We start from the raw sequence: 16735 nt of genomic DNA on the forward strand, positions 1-16735 counted from the left end.
GCCATCGACCAGAGCGCTTGGGTACGCAGCACGCACGTCTTCAACTGACTTCCAACTCGCATCGATCAGTTCTGCGCAAAGCGCGCCGAGTGCTCGCGCGTTCGCATCCGTGCTTCGCCCCCCGGCGGCGGATGCGAGTCGGAGCGTACCCATGATCTTCATGCACCGTTGCATACCCGCAGTAGTAGCGCAAGAAAATTGGTTCCACATGCGGGAACGCATATTGCGCTCCTCGCGTCGTTGTGGCAGCTGTTTGCATGTGGGTTCCCGGATGTGGAACTCACATTTTCACTGTCGCCTTTGATGGCGCCGTAGGGTCGGAAAGGACCAATGTTATGATTGAAGCCAAGGCCGAAGAGCCCCTTGTCGATGGTGTCGTCGCCGGCGGATTTGCGATCGAGACGGGCGATGCCGAGTTCAACTTCGCCACGGCGTATATCGCTGATGCGAAGGTCGTCGGTTCGCAGATCGTCGAAGCCGCCGGCATCCGCCCCGCCGATGATGTGGTGGTTCTGCAGCACCTGCCGACTGGAGAACTTGAATCGCTGCGCATGAACGAAACGGTCGATCTCACCGCCTCGGGCGTCGAGCGGTTCTTCGTGCTTACCGGCGCCAGCGCTCTGAACCGTGTCTTCGTCGATCGTCTGGAACTCGCTTGGCCTTACAAGACGCTCGCTGCGCGCCATATCAAGTTCCTCGCCAAGGCCAAGCCGAACGAGCAGTTGGTCCTGGATGGCCCCCACGGGCCGGTGGTCTTGGATGATGACGTGATCGTGGACATCTCCAAGGAGGGCGTTGAGCACCTGCGCCTGGAAAAGCAGACCTGGACCCTTAATGTCCATGGTGTCCCGCTGACGCTGTCGACGCCGACAATCATCGCCCGTGACGCGCTTGTCCTGGCCGGCTTCGACCCCAAGGACTGGCGCATCATCCTGAAGGTGGTGCGGGCGCCCGCCGTCCCGATCAGCGCCGACGACGTGGTCGACCTGCGCACTCCCGGGATCGAGAAGCTGCGGCTGATGAAGGACGACGTGAACAACGGTGAAGCGCCCGCGCAGCCGAGCCGTGCGTTCGCGCTCCTGGCCGTCGACGAAGCCCATCTCAATCGCCTTGGCCTGCGGTGGGAGACGGTCGTTGAAGGGCAGCGCCGCTGGTTGCTGATTCACAACTACCCGGTCTTGCCGGGCTACGAGGTTGACCGGGTCATCCTCGCGCTCGAAATCCCGCCGGACTATCCCGGCGCGGCGATCTACGGCTTTTTCACTTATCCGCCGCTGAAGCTGACCAACGGGCGCCAAATCCCCAATCCGCGCCCCGACAGCGAGATTGCCGGCCGGGTCTACACCGGCTGGTCGCGATACCGCACGCCGGTTCAGTGGGACCCGAACATCGATAACATCGTCACGCAACTGGCGCTGGTTGAGCAGGCTCTTGAAAAGGAGGTGGTCGCATGATCGCCTGGACCTGTCTGGCCTTTCCCGGATCGCTCCATGCGGATCTTCAAGCCCATCTCTTCCCCGGGGACGGGCTGGAAGCCGCGGCGGTCTTGGTGTGCGCTCGCACGCCCGGACCTAGGCTCCGGCTGATCGTGAAGCACGTGATCCTGGTGCCGCATGACGCCTGTAAACAGCGGACGGTGGACACCATTACCTGGCCCAGTGACTTCGTCGAGCAGGCGATCGCCGTCGGCGAGGACGAGGGGCATGTCTTGGTCCCCATCCATTCGCATCCCGGGGGGCTGTTTGACTTCTCCGAGGCGGACGATCGTAGCGACCGCGAACTGCTGCCCTGCATTTTTCAGGCCTACGGCGAGGCGCACGGTTCGGCTATCATGACCCCCGATGGTTCTGTTCGCGCCCGTCTCTACAATCGGGCGATGAAGGTCACGCCGATCAGCGCGGCCATGGTGATCGGCGACGACATCCGCATCTGGTGGTGCGACGGCGCGACTCTCACCGGCCCCGCCCCACGTCCCATCGCGTTCACGGCTGGCATGACCTCGGAGTTGGCCCGCTTGACGGCGGTGGTGATTGGCGTGTCGGGCACGGGCTCGATCATTGCTGAACAGGTCGCCCGGCTTGGCTTTGGTCGTGTCGTCCTGATCGATTTCGATCTCGTCGAACTCAAAAACCTCAATCGAATTCTCAACGCGACCACTGCGGACGCTAACGCCGAGCGCAATAAGGCGCGGATGTTTGCTGACGCCGTCGCCACCTACCGGGGTGAGGACGTCGCTTTGGCGGTTCCGATGTCGATCGCCGAACGCGACGCGGTTCTCGCCGCCAGCCAGGGCGATGTCCTCTTCTCCTGCGTCGATACGCTTGAGGCGAGGCATCTCGCCGATCGGATCGCCGCTGCTTTCGCCATCCCGTTGTTTGACGTTGGCGTGACAATTCCGACGCGGATGTCACCGAAGGGGGCGCAGATCGCGGACGTCTGCGGACGCATCGATTATGTCCAACCCGGTGGTTCAACCTTGAAGGATCGCCGCATCTACACGGCCGATACGCTGCAAGCCGAATATGATCGGAAGGCTGATCCAGTCGGGCACCAACAACAAATCGACGCCGGATACATCAAGGGCATTGTCGAGGAGGCACCGGCGGTCATCGCGCTCAACATGCGCGCCGCATCTGCGTGCGTACTTGAGTTCATCGCCAGGCAATATCCGTTCAGGCACGAACCCAATCGGCTCTACGCCCAGACCCGGTTCAGCCTTGCTGTCGGTGATGAAACGCTGATGGCGGAAGACGATTTTGGCCGGTCCGCCAATCCCATTCTCGCCGTCGGTGCCCAAGAGCCGCTCCTGGGCTTGCCGCGATTGGCGCGGCCGGCGGGGGCATTGTGATCGGTTCGTCGAAGTGGATCCGCTTCTGGTCGAGCGTTTGCCCGCCACGCCGGATCAAGACGGTGGAAGGGGATTCTCTTCCGTCGGTCCTTCGGGGGCGAGACCTCTTCTTGGCTCGCGAGGATGGCCAAGATTGGTGCGTTGGGCTGAGGTGTCCCTGCGGCTGTGGCCGCACCATCGAACTCATGCTGTTGCCGGCGGCTAAGCCACGCTGGTCGGTTGAAATTGACCAACTCGGCCACCCGTCACTTTCGCCCTCGGTATGGTTGAAGTCGGGATGCTGTTCGCACTTCTGGCTCAAGAACGGCCGCGTTTACTGGTGCTGACTTCGGGCGGCCGGTCGCGGACGACACTCGCCCCTGAGCGCCCAGGGCGAGCGTCGGGACGCATGTCAGTCCACGGTCTTGCGCTGGCGCAGGTCAGTCGCCCGCGGAGCTTTCACGCCCCACCACTTGCGACCGCCTCGCATTATTGACGGTCTTAAGTTGGAAATGGGTACGCGTTAGGTTGCAACGACAGCCGCCTGGCGGCCCGGAAGGGACTCGAACCCCTGACCTTCGCTTTAGGAAAGCGCTGCTCTATCCTGCTGAGCTACCGGGCCACGCTTGCGCGGGTCAGGGTGCATAGCGCAAGTTTCCGGGCATGCGAACCCCGGGCCGGAAAAGCTTCACGGGTCGCCGCGGCGTCGTTCAAAGGGGGGATACGCCATGGGTCTGCTGCGGCCGTTGAAGACGCTCTATGTCCAGGTGCTGATCGGCATCGCCCTGGGCGTGCTGGTCGGGGCGCTGTGGCCGGACGTCGGGGTGCAGCTGAAGCCGCTGGGCGACGCCTTCATCAAGCTGGTCAAGCTGGTGATCGCCCCGGTGATCTTCCTGACCGTGGCGGGCGGCATCGCCCACATGGGCGACATCAAGGCCTTCGGCCGGGTGGGCGTGAAGGCGCTGGTCTATTTCGAGGTGGTCTCGACCCTGGCCCTGTTCGTGGGCCTGCTGGTCGGCCACATCCTGCAGCCTGGCCACGGCTTCAACATCGACCCGGCCCACCTCGATCCCAAGATCGCCGCCGGCTACCTGGAGAAGGCCCATCACGGCGAGGGGCTGGTCGCCTACCTGCTGCACCTGATCCCCGAGACCTTCTTCGGCGCCTTCGCCGAGGGCAACCTGCTGCAGGTGCTGGTGATCGCCGTCCTGACGGGCTTCGCCTGCACCCGCATGGGCGAGTTCGGCGACCGGATGGCCGCGGGCATGAGCGACCTGGCCCGATTGTTCTTCGGGATCATCCACGTGGTGGTCAAGCTGGCGCCGCTGGGCGCGTTCGGGGCCATGGGCTTCACCATCGGCAAGTACGGCGTGCACAGCCTGATCCAGCTGGGCGCCCTGGTGGCCACCTTCTACGTCACCGCCCTGGTCTTCGTGCTGGTGGTGCTGGGCGCCATCGCCTGGGCCTGCGGCTTCTCGATCCTGAAGTTCCTGGCCTATATCCGCGAAGAGCTGCTGATCGTGCTGGGCACCAGCAGCTCGGAAAGCGCCCTGCCCCAGCTGATCGAGAAGCTGGAGCGGCTGGGGGCCCGGAAGTCGGTGGTCGGGCTGGTGGTGCCCACGGGCTACAGCTTCAATCTCGACGGCACCAACATCTACATGACCCTGGCCACCCTGTTCCTGGCCCAGGCCACCAACACCCACCTCAGCTTCCTGCAGATGGCCAGCCTGCTGGGCGTGGCCATGCTGACCTCCAAGGGGGCCAGCGGGGTGACGGGCGCGGGCTTCATCACCCTGGCGGCGACCCTGGCGGTGGTGCCCGACATCCCCATCGCCGCCCTGGCCGTGCTGGTGGGCGTGGACCGGTTCATGAGCGAGTGCCGGGCCCTGACCAACTTCGTCGGCAACGGCGTGGCCACGCTTGTCGTGGCCCGCTGGGAGGGGGCGCTGGATCGCGACCGATTGTCGCGGGAGTTGTCCCAGGGTCCCAACGCTTCGCGCCTTGAAGTCGTTGAGGAACTGCCCGCCGACTGAACGCGCGGTTTCTCCGGCGGGGCGCCGGATGACCGCGTTCGACGAGCGTTAAGCATAGACTCCACCTTGCCGCGACATCGGCCGATGCTAGGCTGGCGGCTCGGGGACACGCGTATCTGGGACGCCAAGAGTGTTAAACGTCGCGAACGCCGAGCGTTCGGAACAGGCCGACCACGCCGCCCTGATCACCCTGGTCGAAACGATCGAGGCGCTGTCGGCCACGCGCACCATCGAGGATGTCGCCGCGGTCGTCCGCTCGGCCGCCCGGCGCATCTCCGGGGCCGACGGCGTCTGCTTCGTGCTGCGCGACGGCGACCTGTGCTGGTACCTGGACGAGGACGCCATCGGCCCGATGTGGAAGGGCCAGCGCTTCCCGATGACCGCCTGCATCTCGGGCTGGGCCATGATCCACGGCCAGACGGTGGTGATCCCCGACATCTACCTGGACGACCGCATCCCGCACGACGCCTATCGCCCGACCTTCGTCAAAAGCCTGGTGATGACGCCGGTGCGCGCCAAGGACCCCATCGCCGCGATCGGCGCCTACTGGGCCGTGGGCCAGACGCCGTCGGTCGACACGGTGATGAAGCTGGAGGCCATGGCCCGGGCCACGGCGGCGGCCATCGAGAACGCCAACCTCTACGCCTCGCTGAACGAGGCCCTGGAGCGGCGCACCTTCCTGCTGCGTGAGCTGGACCACCGGGTGAAGAACACCCTGGCCTCGGTGCAGTCGATCGCCCGCCAGACCCTGCGCACCGCCCCCTCGCCCGCCGACTTCGCCGAGTCTTTCGAGTCCCGGCTGATGGGCCTGTCGCGGGCCCACGAGCTGCTGACCCGCCGCGCCTGGGGCCGCACCGACCTGCGCGACGTGCTGGAGGCGGCGCTGCAGCCGTTCGGCGGCCTGGCCGACCCGCGCTTCTCGGCGCGCGGCCCCGCCATCTCGCTGACGGCGGAAACCGCGGTGGCGCTGCACATGACCCTGCACGAGCTGATGGTCAACGCGGCCAAGCACGGGGCCCTGACGGCGGCCAGCGGCCAGGTCACCGTGGTCTGGCGGATCGAGGACGTGGAAGGGGTCCGGAACCTCGTGCTGGAATGGGTCGAGCGCGGCGGCCCGCCGGTGTTCGTGCCCAAGCGCCAGGGCTTCGGGACCAAGCTGCTGGAGCGCGGGGTGGCCCGCGACCTGGGCGGCGAGGCCAAACTGACCTACCAGCCCAAGGGCCTGACCTACTGGCTGCGCGCGCCGCTGTCAGACCGGATCGTGGCCGGCCCGATCGCGAGAACGCCCGAATGACCGCCCATCCTCCGCGCATCATGATCGTCGAGGACGAGGCCCTGGTGGCCCTGATGGTCGAGGACCTGCTGACCGATTTCGGCTGCGAGATCTCCGGCTCGTTCGGCGCGGTCGACGACGCCCTGGCCTATCTGAAGGACGCGGTCGCGCCGCCGCCGGCCCTGGACGGGGCGGTGCTGGACGTCAACATCGGCGGGACCATGGTCTTCCCGGTCGCCGAGCGCCTGCGCGCCGCCGGCATCCCGTTCGTGTTCGCCACCGGCTACGGCGCCCTGCCGCGCCAGGGCTTCGAGGACGTGAAGGTGCTGAACAAGCCGATCAATCCCGTCCTGCTGAAGGATGCGGTCGAGGCGTTCGGCAAGGCCGCCTAGGGCGCGCCTGGCGCGCCGGCCGGCAAGGTCAGGCGATAGACCAGGATGACGCTGTCGTTGTCGCCCTCGCCCGCCCCCTTGTCGTTGGTCAGGCCCGCGTCGAAGGCCTGGCCGTTGACCTGGCCCTTGGCCGTCAGGAAGTCGTTGTCGTTGCCGACCAGCAGGAAGACGTCGTTCGGCGCGGCCGGGTCCAGCGCCGGCGCCAGCGCCATGGCCTCCCACTTCTCCGACAGGCTGAACCGGTCGGACGGGGCGGTCGAAAGGTTCATGCCGAACCGCGCCAGCTGGACGGGGTTGAGCAGGTTCACCAGCTCGGCCTGCCTGACCGGCCTCAGGCCGGCCGCCAGCGCGCCGTCGGCGGCGACGGGCTGGACGCCCTGTTCGTACGGCCCGCCCGCCAGGTTGGTCGCGCCGGTCGTGTCGACCAGCAGGACAGCCTTGAACACCGGGGCCTTGGTCGAGCCCTTGCCCCGGCCGTTGGCGTCGCGGGCCAGCACCAGGAACTGGTGGTCGTTCAGGGCCAGCATCTCCGACTGGGCGGCGGTGACGTCGGCGGCCTGGCCGTCGCCGCTCTCGCGCACGACCGGCAGCTGCAGCACGTAGTGGCCGATCGGCGCCTTGGGCGTGCGGCTCTTGGAGATGTCGTAGACCAGGACGCGGGTGTTGTTGCGGGTGGCCGCGTTCGAGCCGGCTGTGTCCTGCATCGTGGCGCTCTGCAGGATGGCGACCAGGCGCTTGCCGTCGGGCGTGACCGCCAGGGCCTCCAGCCCCTGGTTGTTGCGCCGGCCGGTGGTCGGCGCGCTCTCGGCGGTGAAGTCCATCTGGCCCTTGCGCATCGGCAGCAGGGCCGGCGGCGCCTGGATCGCGCCGATCTGCCGGCCCGTCCTGTCGAACAGGTAGATGCCCGCCGCGTACTCGTCGGAGACGTAGAAGGCGCCGTCCGGCAGATAGGCCACGGCCTCGGAGTCCAGGCTGATCTTGCCCGCGCCTTCCCCGGTCGCGGGCGAGGGATAGCGCACGCCGTCGCGGGTCAGCACGTTGGGGCCGGGATCCTTGCCGGTGAACGGCTGGCCCGTCTGGTCCTTCAGCAGGAAGCCCCCGGTCGGGGTGATCGTCAGCTTGCCGCCGGCCAGGGTCAGGCGATGGGCGTGCAGCCGGTTGGCGTAGTCGACCGTGCCGGCCACCGAGCCGACGCCGTTGGGGCCCCGGTCCGGCAGGGTCAGCAGCTGGCCCTCGTAGGTCCCGTCGGCCAGGCGGCGCCAGGACCGCAGGGCCATGCCCGAGAACGAGCCCAGGGTGTCGCCCTTGAAGTCCCGCGTGGCCGCGTCCAGCCGCCCCACGGCGACCAGGCCGTGGTTGACGAAGGTCCGCCCCTGGAAGGTGACGGTCTCGTCGCCCGCCGCCTGGCTCCAGTGCTTGACGAGGTAGGTCGGGGATTGCGCCTGGGCGGCGCCGGCGAGCGTCGCGGCGGCGAGAGCCAGCAAGATCCAACGGCGCATCGGGTCTCCTTGAACATGGAGCGGCGGGCGACCGCTAAGCCGCCCGCCGATGGTGGGTTCGCGCGGGCGCGTGGACGCCTAGAAGTCGAAGCCGACCGTGGCGAAGACCTGCCGCGGGGCCGAGGCGTGGAACACCAGGATGCTGCCCGCCGCGTCGTCCGGCGCGAACACGCTGCTGTCGAAGTTCGACGCGTAGCGCTTGTTGGTCAGGTTGGTGACGTTCAGCGTCACCTTCGCGCCCTTGGCGAAGCTGGCGCCGTCGAACTTGTAGCCCACGCCCAGGTCGAAGGTGGTGTAGCCGCCGAAGCTCTGGTCGTTGGTGTAGGTGTAGTAGCGGCGATCGGTGTACTTGCCCTGCAGCGTGGCCCATAAGCCGTCATGCCGGAGGGTCAGCGAGCTGGCCAGCAACTGCTTGGGCGTATCCACCTGCTGCTTGCCGGACGTTTCCTTGACCACGCAGGTGGTGGTGCACCAGTTCAGGTCGTCGTCGTAGGTGGTCTTGTTCAGCGAGACCGAGTTGTACCAGTCCATCCAGGCCAGCGGCTTCCACAGCACGCCCACTTCCAGGCCCTTGCTGGTGACGCTGCCGGCGTTGTGGAAGGAGTTGCCGCAGCCCGGGTTCTGCTGCTGGTTGGTCGGGCAGGGATTGTACTGCAGCAGGCGGTTGTCGAAATCCACGAGGTAGGCCGAGGCCGAGACCTGCAGCGGGCCGCTGACATAGCGGTAGCCGGCGTCGAAGCTCTTGGAGGTCTCGGGCTTGAGGTACTTGCCCTGGGCGTCCCAGACGGCCTGCGAGACCGACTGCGGGCCCAGTTTGAAGCCGCCCTGGAACATGGCCATGTTCTCGGCGTAGCTGGCGAACACCTCGTGGCCGGGCGCGATGCGCCAGCGCGCGCCGACTTCCGGCAGGAAGTTGTCCTTGGCGTGCAGCACCCCGCTGGCGAACTGGCTGGACGCCGGCGGGGCCGCCAGGGCGATGCCGCGGATGGCCTGGGCGTCCGACTTGGCGTCGGTGCTCTTGAAGCCGAAATCGATGCTCAGGGCGTCGTCCAGCAGGGTCACCGTGTCCTGCAGATAGAACTGCTGGGTGGTCCAGTCGGTCTGCTGCACCCACTGGGCGGTGTTGGGCGTGCCGTCCAGGAACCGGGCCAGGCTGAAGGGGTCGGTGACGTTGGTCCAGATGTAGCGCGCGGCGCTGCTGGTGTTGTCTTCCAGCCAGAGGCCGCCCTGGATGTGGTGGACGCCGACGGTCCAGCCCAGGCTGGCGACCACGCCGGTGCGGTCGATGGTGTAGCGCGTGTCGCGGATCTGGACCGGGAGGTCGTCGGCGGTGGACGTCGTGCCCTGGGTGGACCAGCCGGTGATCCAGTTGTTGCCCGCGCCCTTGTCGGTGTGGTTGTAGACCTGCACGTGCAGCAGCAGCGACGGCGTCATGTTGAAGTCGCCGGCCAGGTAGTACAGCTCGTCGTTACGCAGGATCTGGCCGTTGGTGAAGGTGACGTCGGCGTTCTTCTGCGGCGACGGCGCGGGAACGCACTTGGTCGGCGCGGTCGGGGCGGTCACCGAGCAGTAGGCGACGCCCAGATAGGACTGCCAGTCCGGCGCATAGCCGCCCCAGTCCCAGCCGAGGCGGCCCAGCATGTCCTTCGACAGATAGGCGTCGTCGGCCTGGTTGGTGCGCGAGACGTCCGCGAAGGCCGTGATCTTGGCGACCTCGCCGATCCGGTAGACCAGCTTGCCGTTCAGCTGCTTGCCCGTCGACTTGTTCCAGGCGCCCTGGTTCACGAACAGGTCCTGCTGGCTGTATTGGCCCGACAGATAGGCCGACAGGCCGCCGTGCTCGCCGCTGTCGATGCGCAGGAAGGTGCGCGCGGAGTCCTCGCTACCGACGGTGCCGTTGACCGAGACGCCGAAGTCCTTGTGCGGGTCGCTGGAGGTGTAGAGCAGCGCGCCGCCCAGGTTGCTGGTCGAGGCGATGCCCAGGCCGGCGATGCCCGTCGCCAGATCGGCGCGGCCCAGGTTCTCGGAGATCAGGGCGCGGCTGACGGTCAGGCCGTTGTAGTTGTTGTAGGCGCCGTCGCCCAGCGGCATGCCGTCCAGGGTGTAGCCCAGGTGGGTGGTGTTGAAGCCGCGCACCTGCAGGGACAGCGACTGCTCGTTGACGCCCAGGGCGTCGATCGACTGGGCGCTGACGCCCGGCAGCAGGTTCAGCGACTTCTGGAGGCTGGTCCCGGGCGGCAGCACGTCCAGCTGCGACGGCAGCAGGGTCGAGACCGAGCGGGTCTGGCCGCTGCCGACGACGACCAGCTGATCGACTTCGTTGCTGTCCGCGGCCGCGGGCGGCGCGTCCGCCGCGTGCGCTTGCGCGGCGAACATGAGGCAGGCGGCGATGGCCGCCACGCTAGCGGATCTCAGCAACATTCAGACGTCCCCACAGGCAAGAGCGCCGCAGGGACTCGCTTCCACGGCGCCGGTTGTTCCGACGTCGCGTCTATTTCACAGCTTGATGACAGTTTTGCCGCAGCCGCAGGCTGTCGCGGGCGAGCGACAACCCCCGGGTGAGAAGGGGGCGCCGCTCGCCGGAGTCGGCCTTACTTCTTCTTCCCGATCTCGAACCGGCCCACCGTCATCGGGCCGTTGTCGCCCTTCTTCAGCTCGATGGTGAAGGTCTCCTGCTTCTCGCTGGGGCGGCCCCAGTCGCGGAACAGGCGCACCCGCACCGTGCTCGGGCCGTTCGGGTCGAGGACGTCGGCGGCGTAGACATTGACCTTCAGCACGTAGGTCCCGTCCGGAGCGCGGTGCAGCAGGTACTCCTCGGGGCCGAAGCCCCGGGTCATGTCGTTGGACAGCCGGCCGCCGATGGCGGTGTTGGGGTTGTTGTAGATCGCCCGCTCGCCGGTCGGCTCGTCCACCCACAGGTCCATGTCGGTCTTGTCGGTGTTCCACTCCAGCACCGCGCGGATATCGACGTCGAGCAGGGCCACCAGGCGCGGGTCCAGCACCTCCTGGGTCAGGCCCAGGGCCTTCATCCGGGCGATCAGGCGGTTGGCCTCCATCAGGGCGATGACCTCGACGCCGTCATAGTCGCGGTTCCAGGGGCGGACGACGACGGCGTTCAGCAGGTCCAGCGCCCGGCGGTAGTCGGCCTCGCGGGCCTTGCCGCTGGTGCGGTCGCCGCGCGCGATCAGGGCCAGGGCCAGGTCGCGGCGGGGCTGCGGACGGTCGGGCTCCAGGAACAGCATCCGCTCGCGCAGCCAGATCGCCCGGTCCAGGTCGCCATAGGCCTGCAGGCGGTCGGCGACGATGATCAGGGTCTTGGCGTCGGCGCCGGGTACGTCCAGGGCGCTGACCACGACGGCGGCCGCCTGGGTCTTGCGTTCCGAGCGGGCCAGCCATTCGGCGACGTCGAAATAGAAGGCCGGGGCGTCGCCGTACGACTTCTCCAGTTCGGCGTAGCGCGGACGCCAGGCCTCGCCCGAGGTCGCGGCCAGGGCCTTCAGATAGGGCCGGTCGGGGTTCCATGCGGCGGCGGCTACGACGATGCGGCTTTCCGTCGGCTCGGACTCCGCCGACGCGGCGTCCGAGGAAGCCGCGGCGCGGGCCACGGCCACGGACTGCGACTGCTGGCGCCGGGCGGCCGTGACGGCGACCTCCTCGACGCTCTCGCTCGAATAGGCCGTCGGCGGCGGAGGCGGCGGAGGCGGCGGAGTGGGCATCGGCGACGGGAGCGACGGCGCCATGTCCATCGGCGCCGCCATGACCGCGGGCGGGGCGACGCCTGGGCGCGGCTGGACGACGTCGCGCGCGGGGCTCGGTTTCGGCGCCTTGTACGTCTTGTCCCACCAGGCCTTCTGCGCGGTCCAGGTCGCGACGATCCTGTCCAGGCGCGCGGCCTGGACCTGGGCGTCGGCCGTCTTCTTCGCCACCATGGCGGCGCGGTAGCCGTCGATCAGGGCCTCGCCGGCCGAGGACGGCGGGGCGACGCCGGCGTCGACATAGTCCTGGACGTTCTCGAGCACCACGAAGCTCGCCTCTTCGGTCGCCACGTTGTAGCGCCGCGCCAGGGCCAGGGCCTCGTCGCGGTCGGGACGGTCGGTGGCCAGCAGGCCGGCCACCGCGTCGCGGCCCCACAGCACGCCCGCGCCGTCGAAGGCCCGCACGGGCCCGTCCAGGCGGAAAGTGCGCGCGCCGCCGGGTCCGGTGAACACCAGGCCGCCGGCGGCCGGTGCCTTGCCGACGATCCACCAGCGGCCGGCGGGACCGGCGACCAGGCGATAATCGACGGCCTGGCCGTCGTCGGCCTTCAGGCTGAAGCCGGGCGTCCCGGCCGCGGTCAGGCGGGCCAGGGCGGCGTCCGGGGTCACGGACGACAGGTCCACATGCCGCCCGCCGCCACGCTCGGCCAGGGCGGCCAGGAAGTTGCGGTCCGCGCCCTTGGCGCTGGACAGGGCGAAGGTCCGGCAGGGCGGCGGCGTCGCGTCCCAGCCGTCGAGAGTCATGCGGCCGTCCGAGACCACGACGCAGGTGTCGGCCTGGCCGGCGCCGGCCGCGAACACGCCTTTCAGCGAGCTGGCGCCGCCGTAGGTCACCGCCTTCAGCGCCGCCTCCAGGGCCTCGCCGGTCGGGGCCGACAGGGTCACCGCGCGCGGCGCGTCGTCGGCGAAGGTCACCAAGTCCACCGCCCCCGGGCGCGCGGCCTCGACATAGCGGCGCAGCACGGCGATCTCGGCCGCCAGGTCGTCGCCGGTGCGCGAGCGCGACCGGTCCCAGTAGACGCGCAGGCGGCGCACCGTGGCGGCCTGGGCGTCGAACGGCAGGCGCAGTTCGAAGAACCGCTCGCCGTTGGCGTGACGGCTCAGCTCCAGCGGACCCGCCGCGTTCCACGGACCCACCCGCAGGGCGCCGGACAGGGCGACGTCCTTGGCCGCGACCAAGGCGGTCCAGCCGCCGGCGGCGTCCCTGGTCCAGTCCAGCTTCAGGCCGCCGGGCGCGGCCAGCGACGGCGCGGCGACGGCGGACGGCGCGGCCACCGCGACCTTCATCTCGCCCACCACCGCCGACGACGACAGCGGCAGGTCGAAGCCGCCGTCGGCGGCCAGGGGGCTGACATAGCTGAGGCGGATGGTGCGGCCCCGTCCCGGCAGGATCGGGAACACCCGGGTGTGGAAGCTGTTGTCGGCGGTCACCTCGGCCAGGCCCGGATCGACCCCGGCCCGCACGCGCTCCTCATAGACCAGCTTGGCCTGGCGCTTGCCGGTCAGCACCCCGTCGACCATGCGGCCGTTGACGTCCAGGGCGTAGCCGTTGACCACCGCCCCGGCCGGCAGGGCCAGGGTGAAGTCGCCTTCCATGATCTGGGCCGTCGGATTGTCGAAGCGCGCCGAGATCGTGGTCTGGGCCAGGCCGCCCACCAGGACGACGTCGACGTCCAGCTTGGCGATCTTCAGGGCCTGGCTCTGCTGCCCGGTCTCCACCCCGCGCGGACGGGCGACCAGCAGCGGATTGGCGGTCTCCGCCGCCCATGCGCCGACGCTGGACAGGGCCAGCACCGCCGCGACCAGGACAACCTTCATGACCCGACGTCTCCCCGTTCTTCCTTATGACGAGGAGCCTAGGCGCATATTACACGTGTAGACAAGAGATGTTCGGAGCCGCGACCCTCAATAAGCCTTGCCGTTGTTTTTGCGCACCGGCAGGGCGGCCCAGTCGAAGTCGACGAACAGGCGGGCGTTGATGCTGATGCGCGGGTCGTCGAAGTCGGGCTGGCCGCTGTCGAAGCTGGGGAACTCCGAATAGGTCGGGCAGCCGCAGATGGCGCAGTGGTGGTGCTGGCCCAGATAGTGGCCCCACTGATAGGTCGAGACCCGGTCGCGGGCCGTGGTCAGCTTGAACTGGGCGGGCTTGTAGTAGGCGTACAGCGCGCCCCGCCGCGAGCAGAACGAGCAGTTGCAGTCGGTCAGCTCGGTCGGCGCCTCCGTCACCTCGAACTGGGTGGCGCCGCAATGGCAGCGGGCCTTGAGGGGCAGGTCGGTCATGGCGTTTCTCCTGGCGGGAACAACGTCCGCCAGCCTAGGCGGCTCCTGCTGCCAGCGGGGTCAGCATGCGACGTCCGGTCACGGCCCGGGAGCGCGGCCCGGCCTGCTATCGTCCCGGTTTACGAATTCATCACGCGCTCGCGAACATCCTCCGGAGGTTCGCCGGACGTCGGCGACGAACGGGCGGGGCATGATCGACAGCAAGCGGATCGGATCGGCGGCGGCGCTCGCCGTCCTGCTGGTCGCCGGCCCCGTGGCGGCCGCCGGCCCGGTCGATGCGCGCCTGGACGCCGCCAAGGCCGCCATGATGGGCGATCCCGGCGCCGCCCTGACCCTCTCGACCCAGGCCTTGGCCCTGGCCAAGGCCGACGCCGGCCCCCGCCGCGACCAGGAGATCGCCGCCGCCCAGTGGCTGCAGGGCGAGGCGCTGCTGCGGCTGGACCGTCCCGACGAGGCCGCGCCGGTGATCGCCGCCGGCCTGGCCGTGGCCGCCGCCAAGGCCCCCGACAGCAAGCTGCACGGCGATCTGGTGATGACCCAGGCCGCGCTGGAGGCCGCCCGCGGCCAGGTCCAGCTGGCCCTGCGCGACTTCCAGGCCGCCTACCGCATCTTCGGCAAGGCCGGCCATCCGCGCGGCCAGGCCGTGGCCCTGCAGAACATCGGCTCGATCTACCAGGACGCCCACGACTACGAGAAGGTGCTGCACTACTACGCCCAGTCGGCCGAGGCCTATCCGGCCGACCAGCTGCTGCAGCTGAGCGCGGCCAACAACATCGGCAACGCCCTGATGGACGGCGAGCAGTACGGCCGGGCGGTGGTCGAGTTCGAGCGCGGCCGCAAGATCGCCCAAGCGATGGGCAGCCCCCAGCTGGAGGCGCGGATCACCGCCAACCAGGCCATCGCCGAGGTCCACGGCGGCCATCCCGACGCCGCCTGGCGCCTGATCGGCGCGGCCGACGCCCTGCTGCGCCCCCTGCCCGACGCGCGCGACGCCCGCCGGTCGGTGATGAAGGCCACGGTCCAGGTCGAGCTGGCGCGCGGCCATCCCAAGGCGGCCGCCGCCCTGCTGGACCCGCTGTTCGCGGGCGTGGACCTGAAGACCACCGGGCCGGACTATGTCGACCTGCACGCGGCCGCCTACAAGACCTACAAGCAGTTGGGCCAGACCGAGCTGTCCCTGGCCCACCTGGAGGCGTTCAAACGCCTGGACGACCAGGCCCAGACCCTGGCGGCCTCGACCAACGCCGCCCTGATGGCCGCCCAGTTCGACTCCGCCAACCAGGCCTCGCGCATCGCCGCGCTGAAGGCCGGCCAGCTGGAGCGCGACGTCAAGCTGGCCCGGGCCCGTAACCTGATCGCCGCCGTGCTGCTGGCCGCCGCCGCCCTGGCGGTCGCGGCCCTGGCGGCGGCCGTGGTGGGCGTGCGGCGCGGCCGCAACCTGGCCCGCGCCGCCAACGAGCGGCTGCGCCAGGCCAACCAGGCCCTGGCCAAGGCCGTGCGGGCCCGGACCGAGTTCCTGGCCGCCACCAGCCACGAGATGCGCACCCCGCTGAACGGCATCCTGGGCATGACCGAGGTGGTGCTGGCCCAACCCGACCTGGACCCCGCCCTGCGCGACCGCGTCGCGGTGGTCGGCGCCGGCGCCCGGACCATGCGGGCCCTGGTCGACGACATCCTGGACCTGGCGCGGCTGGAGACCGACGGCGTCACCCTGAACCGCGCCGCCTTCGACCTGCCCGGACTGGGCCGCGAGGCCGCGCGGCTGTGGTCGGACGAGGCCGCCGCCAAGGGCCTGGCCCTGACCTGCGACTTCAGCCAGGCCCCGGCGCGGATCGTCGAGGACCCGGGCCGCCTGCGCCAGATCCTGTTCGCCCTGCTGTCCAACGCCGTGAAGTTCACCGATCGGGGGACGGTGTCGCTGTCGGCGAGCGTCCGGCAGGACCCCGACGGCGAGCGGCTGGTCCTCCAGGTCGCCGACACCGGCCCCGGCGTCCCGCCCGACAAGCTGGCCGAGGTGTTCGAGCCGTTCGGCCAGGTGGATTCCAGCCGCACCCGGACCCACGGCGGGGCCGGGCTGGGCCTGGCCATCTGCCGCCGGCTGGCGGACGCCATGGGCGGCGAGATCCGCCTGGACAGCGTGGTGGGCCAGGGCTCGACCGTCACCGTCGCCTTGCCGCTGCGGCGGTCGGGCGCGGCCCCGTCCGCCGCCCCGGACGCGCTGGGCGACTGCGCCTTGCTGTTCTGCGATCCGAACCCGCTGACCCGCTCGGTCGTCGCCGCGGTGCTGCGCCCAAAGGTCCGCGAGCTGACCGCCGTGGCCGGCCTCGCCGACGCCCTGGACGCGGCCCAGGGCCAGCGCTTCGACCTGGCCCTGGTCGAGGCGGCGGGGCTGGGCGACGGCCCCGAGGCGCGCGCCGCCGCCCTGGCCGCCCTGGGCGACACCCTGGCGCCGGCCCCGGTCGCGGTGCTGCTGCCCCAGGCCGCCGAAGGCCCGGACGGCGAGGCGGAGGCCGCCCTGCTGTCGGCCGGCGCCGCCCTGATCGTCCGCAAGCCGGTCACCGCCGCGGGCCTGGTCGAGGCCCTGGGCGGCCTGCTCGAGACGCGGGCGGCCGACGAACCCGACGCCAGGACGGTTGCCACCGTCTGAACCCGGTCTAAACTCTTGTTTGGTCTGGG

The 16735-nt window shown here is 69.5% G+C and carries 11 protein-coding genes and 1 tRNA gene; 7 read left to right on the forward strand and 5 right to left on the reverse strand.

What is annotated here, in order from left to right; translation table 11 throughout:
* Positions 1 to 335 precede the first annotated feature (335 nt).
* The 3 genes from BR39_RS0104580 to BR39_RS27420 all read left to right on the forward strand — a co-directional run bounded on the left by BR39_RS0104580 (position 336) and on the right by BR39_RS27420 (position 3174).
* On the forward strand, positions 336 to 1454 hold the full coding sequence (locus BR39_RS0104580; protein ID WP_051695182.1) for a multiubiquitin domain-containing protein: 1119 nt from the start codon (positions 336 to 338) through the stop codon (positions 1452 to 1454).
* Complete coding sequence (locus BR39_RS0104585; RefSeq protein ID WP_029908171.1) at positions 1451 to 2848, forward strand: ThiF family adenylyltransferase; 1398 nt, start codon at positions 1451 to 1453, stop codon at positions 2846 to 2848. The genes BR39_RS0104580 and BR39_RS0104585 overlap by 4 nt, the downstream gene beginning before the upstream one ends.
* Positions 2849 to 2910: 62 nt before the next feature.
* Positions 2911 to 3174, forward strand: a complete 264-nt coding sequence (locus BR39_RS27420) for a DUF6527 family protein (protein WP_369795630.1) — start codon at positions 2911 to 2913, stop codon at positions 3172 to 3174.
* 198 nt (positions 3175 to 3372) lie between these two features.
* Here BR39_RS27420 and BR39_RS0104590 read toward each other — a convergent pair.
* Positions 3373 to 3449: transfer RNA gene (locus tag BR39_RS0104590), tRNA-Arg, on the reverse strand.
* A 124-nt stretch (positions 3450 to 3573) separates the two neighbouring features.
* On the opposite strand from BR39_RS0104590, the gene BR39_RS0104595 reads away from it, so the two are divergent.
* From BR39_RS0104595 to BR39_RS0104605, 3 genes are all read left to right on the forward strand, one after another.
* Positions 3574 to 4860, forward strand: coding sequence for a dicarboxylate/amino acid:cation symporter (locus BR39_RS0104595; RefSeq protein WP_231499419.1), 1287 nt, complete (start codon positions 3574 to 3576; stop codon positions 4858 to 4860).
* A 130-nt stretch (positions 4861 to 4990) separates the two neighbouring features.
* A complete protein-coding gene (locus BR39_RS0104600; RefSeq protein ID WP_035018158.1) occupies positions 4991 to 6154 on the forward strand; it encodes a sensor histidine kinase in 1164 nt (387 codons plus the stop codon).
* Positions 6151 to 6525: a response regulator gene (locus BR39_RS0104605; protein WP_029908176.1), complete on the forward strand. Its 375-nt coding sequence runs from the start codon at positions 6151 to 6153 to the stop codon at positions 6523 to 6525. The genes BR39_RS0104600 and BR39_RS0104605 overlap by 4 nt, the downstream gene beginning before the upstream one ends.
* On the opposite strand, the gene BR39_RS0104610 is transcribed toward BR39_RS0104605, so the two are convergent.
* The 4 genes from BR39_RS0104610 to BR39_RS0104625 all read right to left on the reverse strand — a co-directional run bounded on the left by BR39_RS0104610 (position 6522) and on the right by BR39_RS0104625 (position 14059).
* Complete coding sequence (locus BR39_RS0104610; protein ID WP_035018160.1) at positions 6522 to 8024, reverse strand: esterase-like activity of phytase family protein; 1503 nt, start codon at positions 8022 to 8024, stop codon at positions 6522 to 6524. The genes BR39_RS0104605 and BR39_RS0104610 overlap by 4 nt on opposite strands.
* Before the next feature lie 78 nt (positions 8025 to 8102).
* A complete protein-coding gene (locus tag BR39_RS0104615; protein WP_029908181.1) occupies positions 8103 to 10445 on the reverse strand; it encodes a TonB-dependent receptor in 2343 nt (780 codons plus the stop codon).
* 170 nt (positions 10446 to 10615) lie between these two features.
* Positions 10616 to 13597, reverse strand: a complete 2982-nt coding sequence (locus BR39_RS0104620; protein WP_029908183.1) for a VIT domain-containing protein — start codon at positions 13595 to 13597, stop codon at positions 10616 to 10618.
* Positions 13598 to 13684: 87 nt separating this feature from the next.
* Positions 13685 to 14059 carry a GFA family protein gene (locus tag BR39_RS0104625; RefSeq protein WP_156035579.1) on the reverse strand — a complete coding sequence of 125 codons (375 nt, stop codon included), beginning with the start codon at positions 14057 to 14059 and terminating at the stop codon, positions 13685 to 13687.
* Positions 14060 to 14249: 190 nt separating this feature from the next.
* On the opposite strand from BR39_RS0104625, the gene BR39_RS0104630 reads away from it, so the two are divergent.
* Entirely contained in the window at positions 14250 to 16706 is a 2457-nt protein-coding gene (locus BR39_RS0104630; protein ID WP_051695184.1) for an ATP-binding protein, read from the forward strand.
* Positions 16707 to 16735: the final 29 nt, after the last annotated feature.

Origin of the sequence: Caulobacter sp. UNC358MFTsu5.1, assembly GCF_000712075.1 — a bacterium.
In the GTDB taxonomy this organism is placed as follows: domain Bacteria; phylum Pseudomonadota; class Alphaproteobacteria; order Caulobacterales; family Caulobacteraceae; genus Caulobacter.

Bases quoted from the DNA above. Each gene is read 5' to 3' on its own strand.
- BR39_RS0104630 (WP_051695184.1), top strand. From the start codon at position 14,250: ATGATCGACAGCAAGCGGATCGGATCGGCGGCGGCGCTCGCCGTCCTG.
- BR39_RS0104615 (WP_029908181.1), bottom strand. From the start codon at position 10,445: ATGTTGCTGAGATCCGCTAGCGTGGCGGCCATCGCCGCCTGCCTCATG.
- BR39_RS0104585 (WP_029908171.1), top strand. From the start codon at position 1,451: ATGATCGCCTGGACCTGTCTGGCCTTTCCCGGATCGCTCCATGCGGAT.
- BR39_RS0104605 (WP_029908176.1), top strand. From the start codon at position 6,151: ATGACCGCCCATCCTCCGCGCATCATGATCGTCGAGGACGAGGCCCTG.
- BR39_RS0104620 (WP_029908183.1), bottom strand. From the start codon at position 13,597: ATGAAGGTTGTCCTGGTCGCGGCGGTGCTGGCCCTGTCCAGCGTCGGC.
- BR39_RS0104625 (WP_156035579.1), bottom strand. From the start codon at position 14,059: ATGACCGACCTGCCCCTCAAGGCCCGCTGCCATTGCGGCGCCACCCAG.
- BR39_RS0104580 (WP_051695182.1), top strand. From the start codon at position 336: ATGATTGAAGCCAAGGCCGAAGAGCCCCTTGTCGATGGTGTCGTCGCC.
- BR39_RS0104610 (WP_035018160.1), bottom strand. From the start codon at position 8,024: ATGCGCCGTTGGATCTTGCTGGCTCTCGCCGCCGCGACGCTCGCCGGC.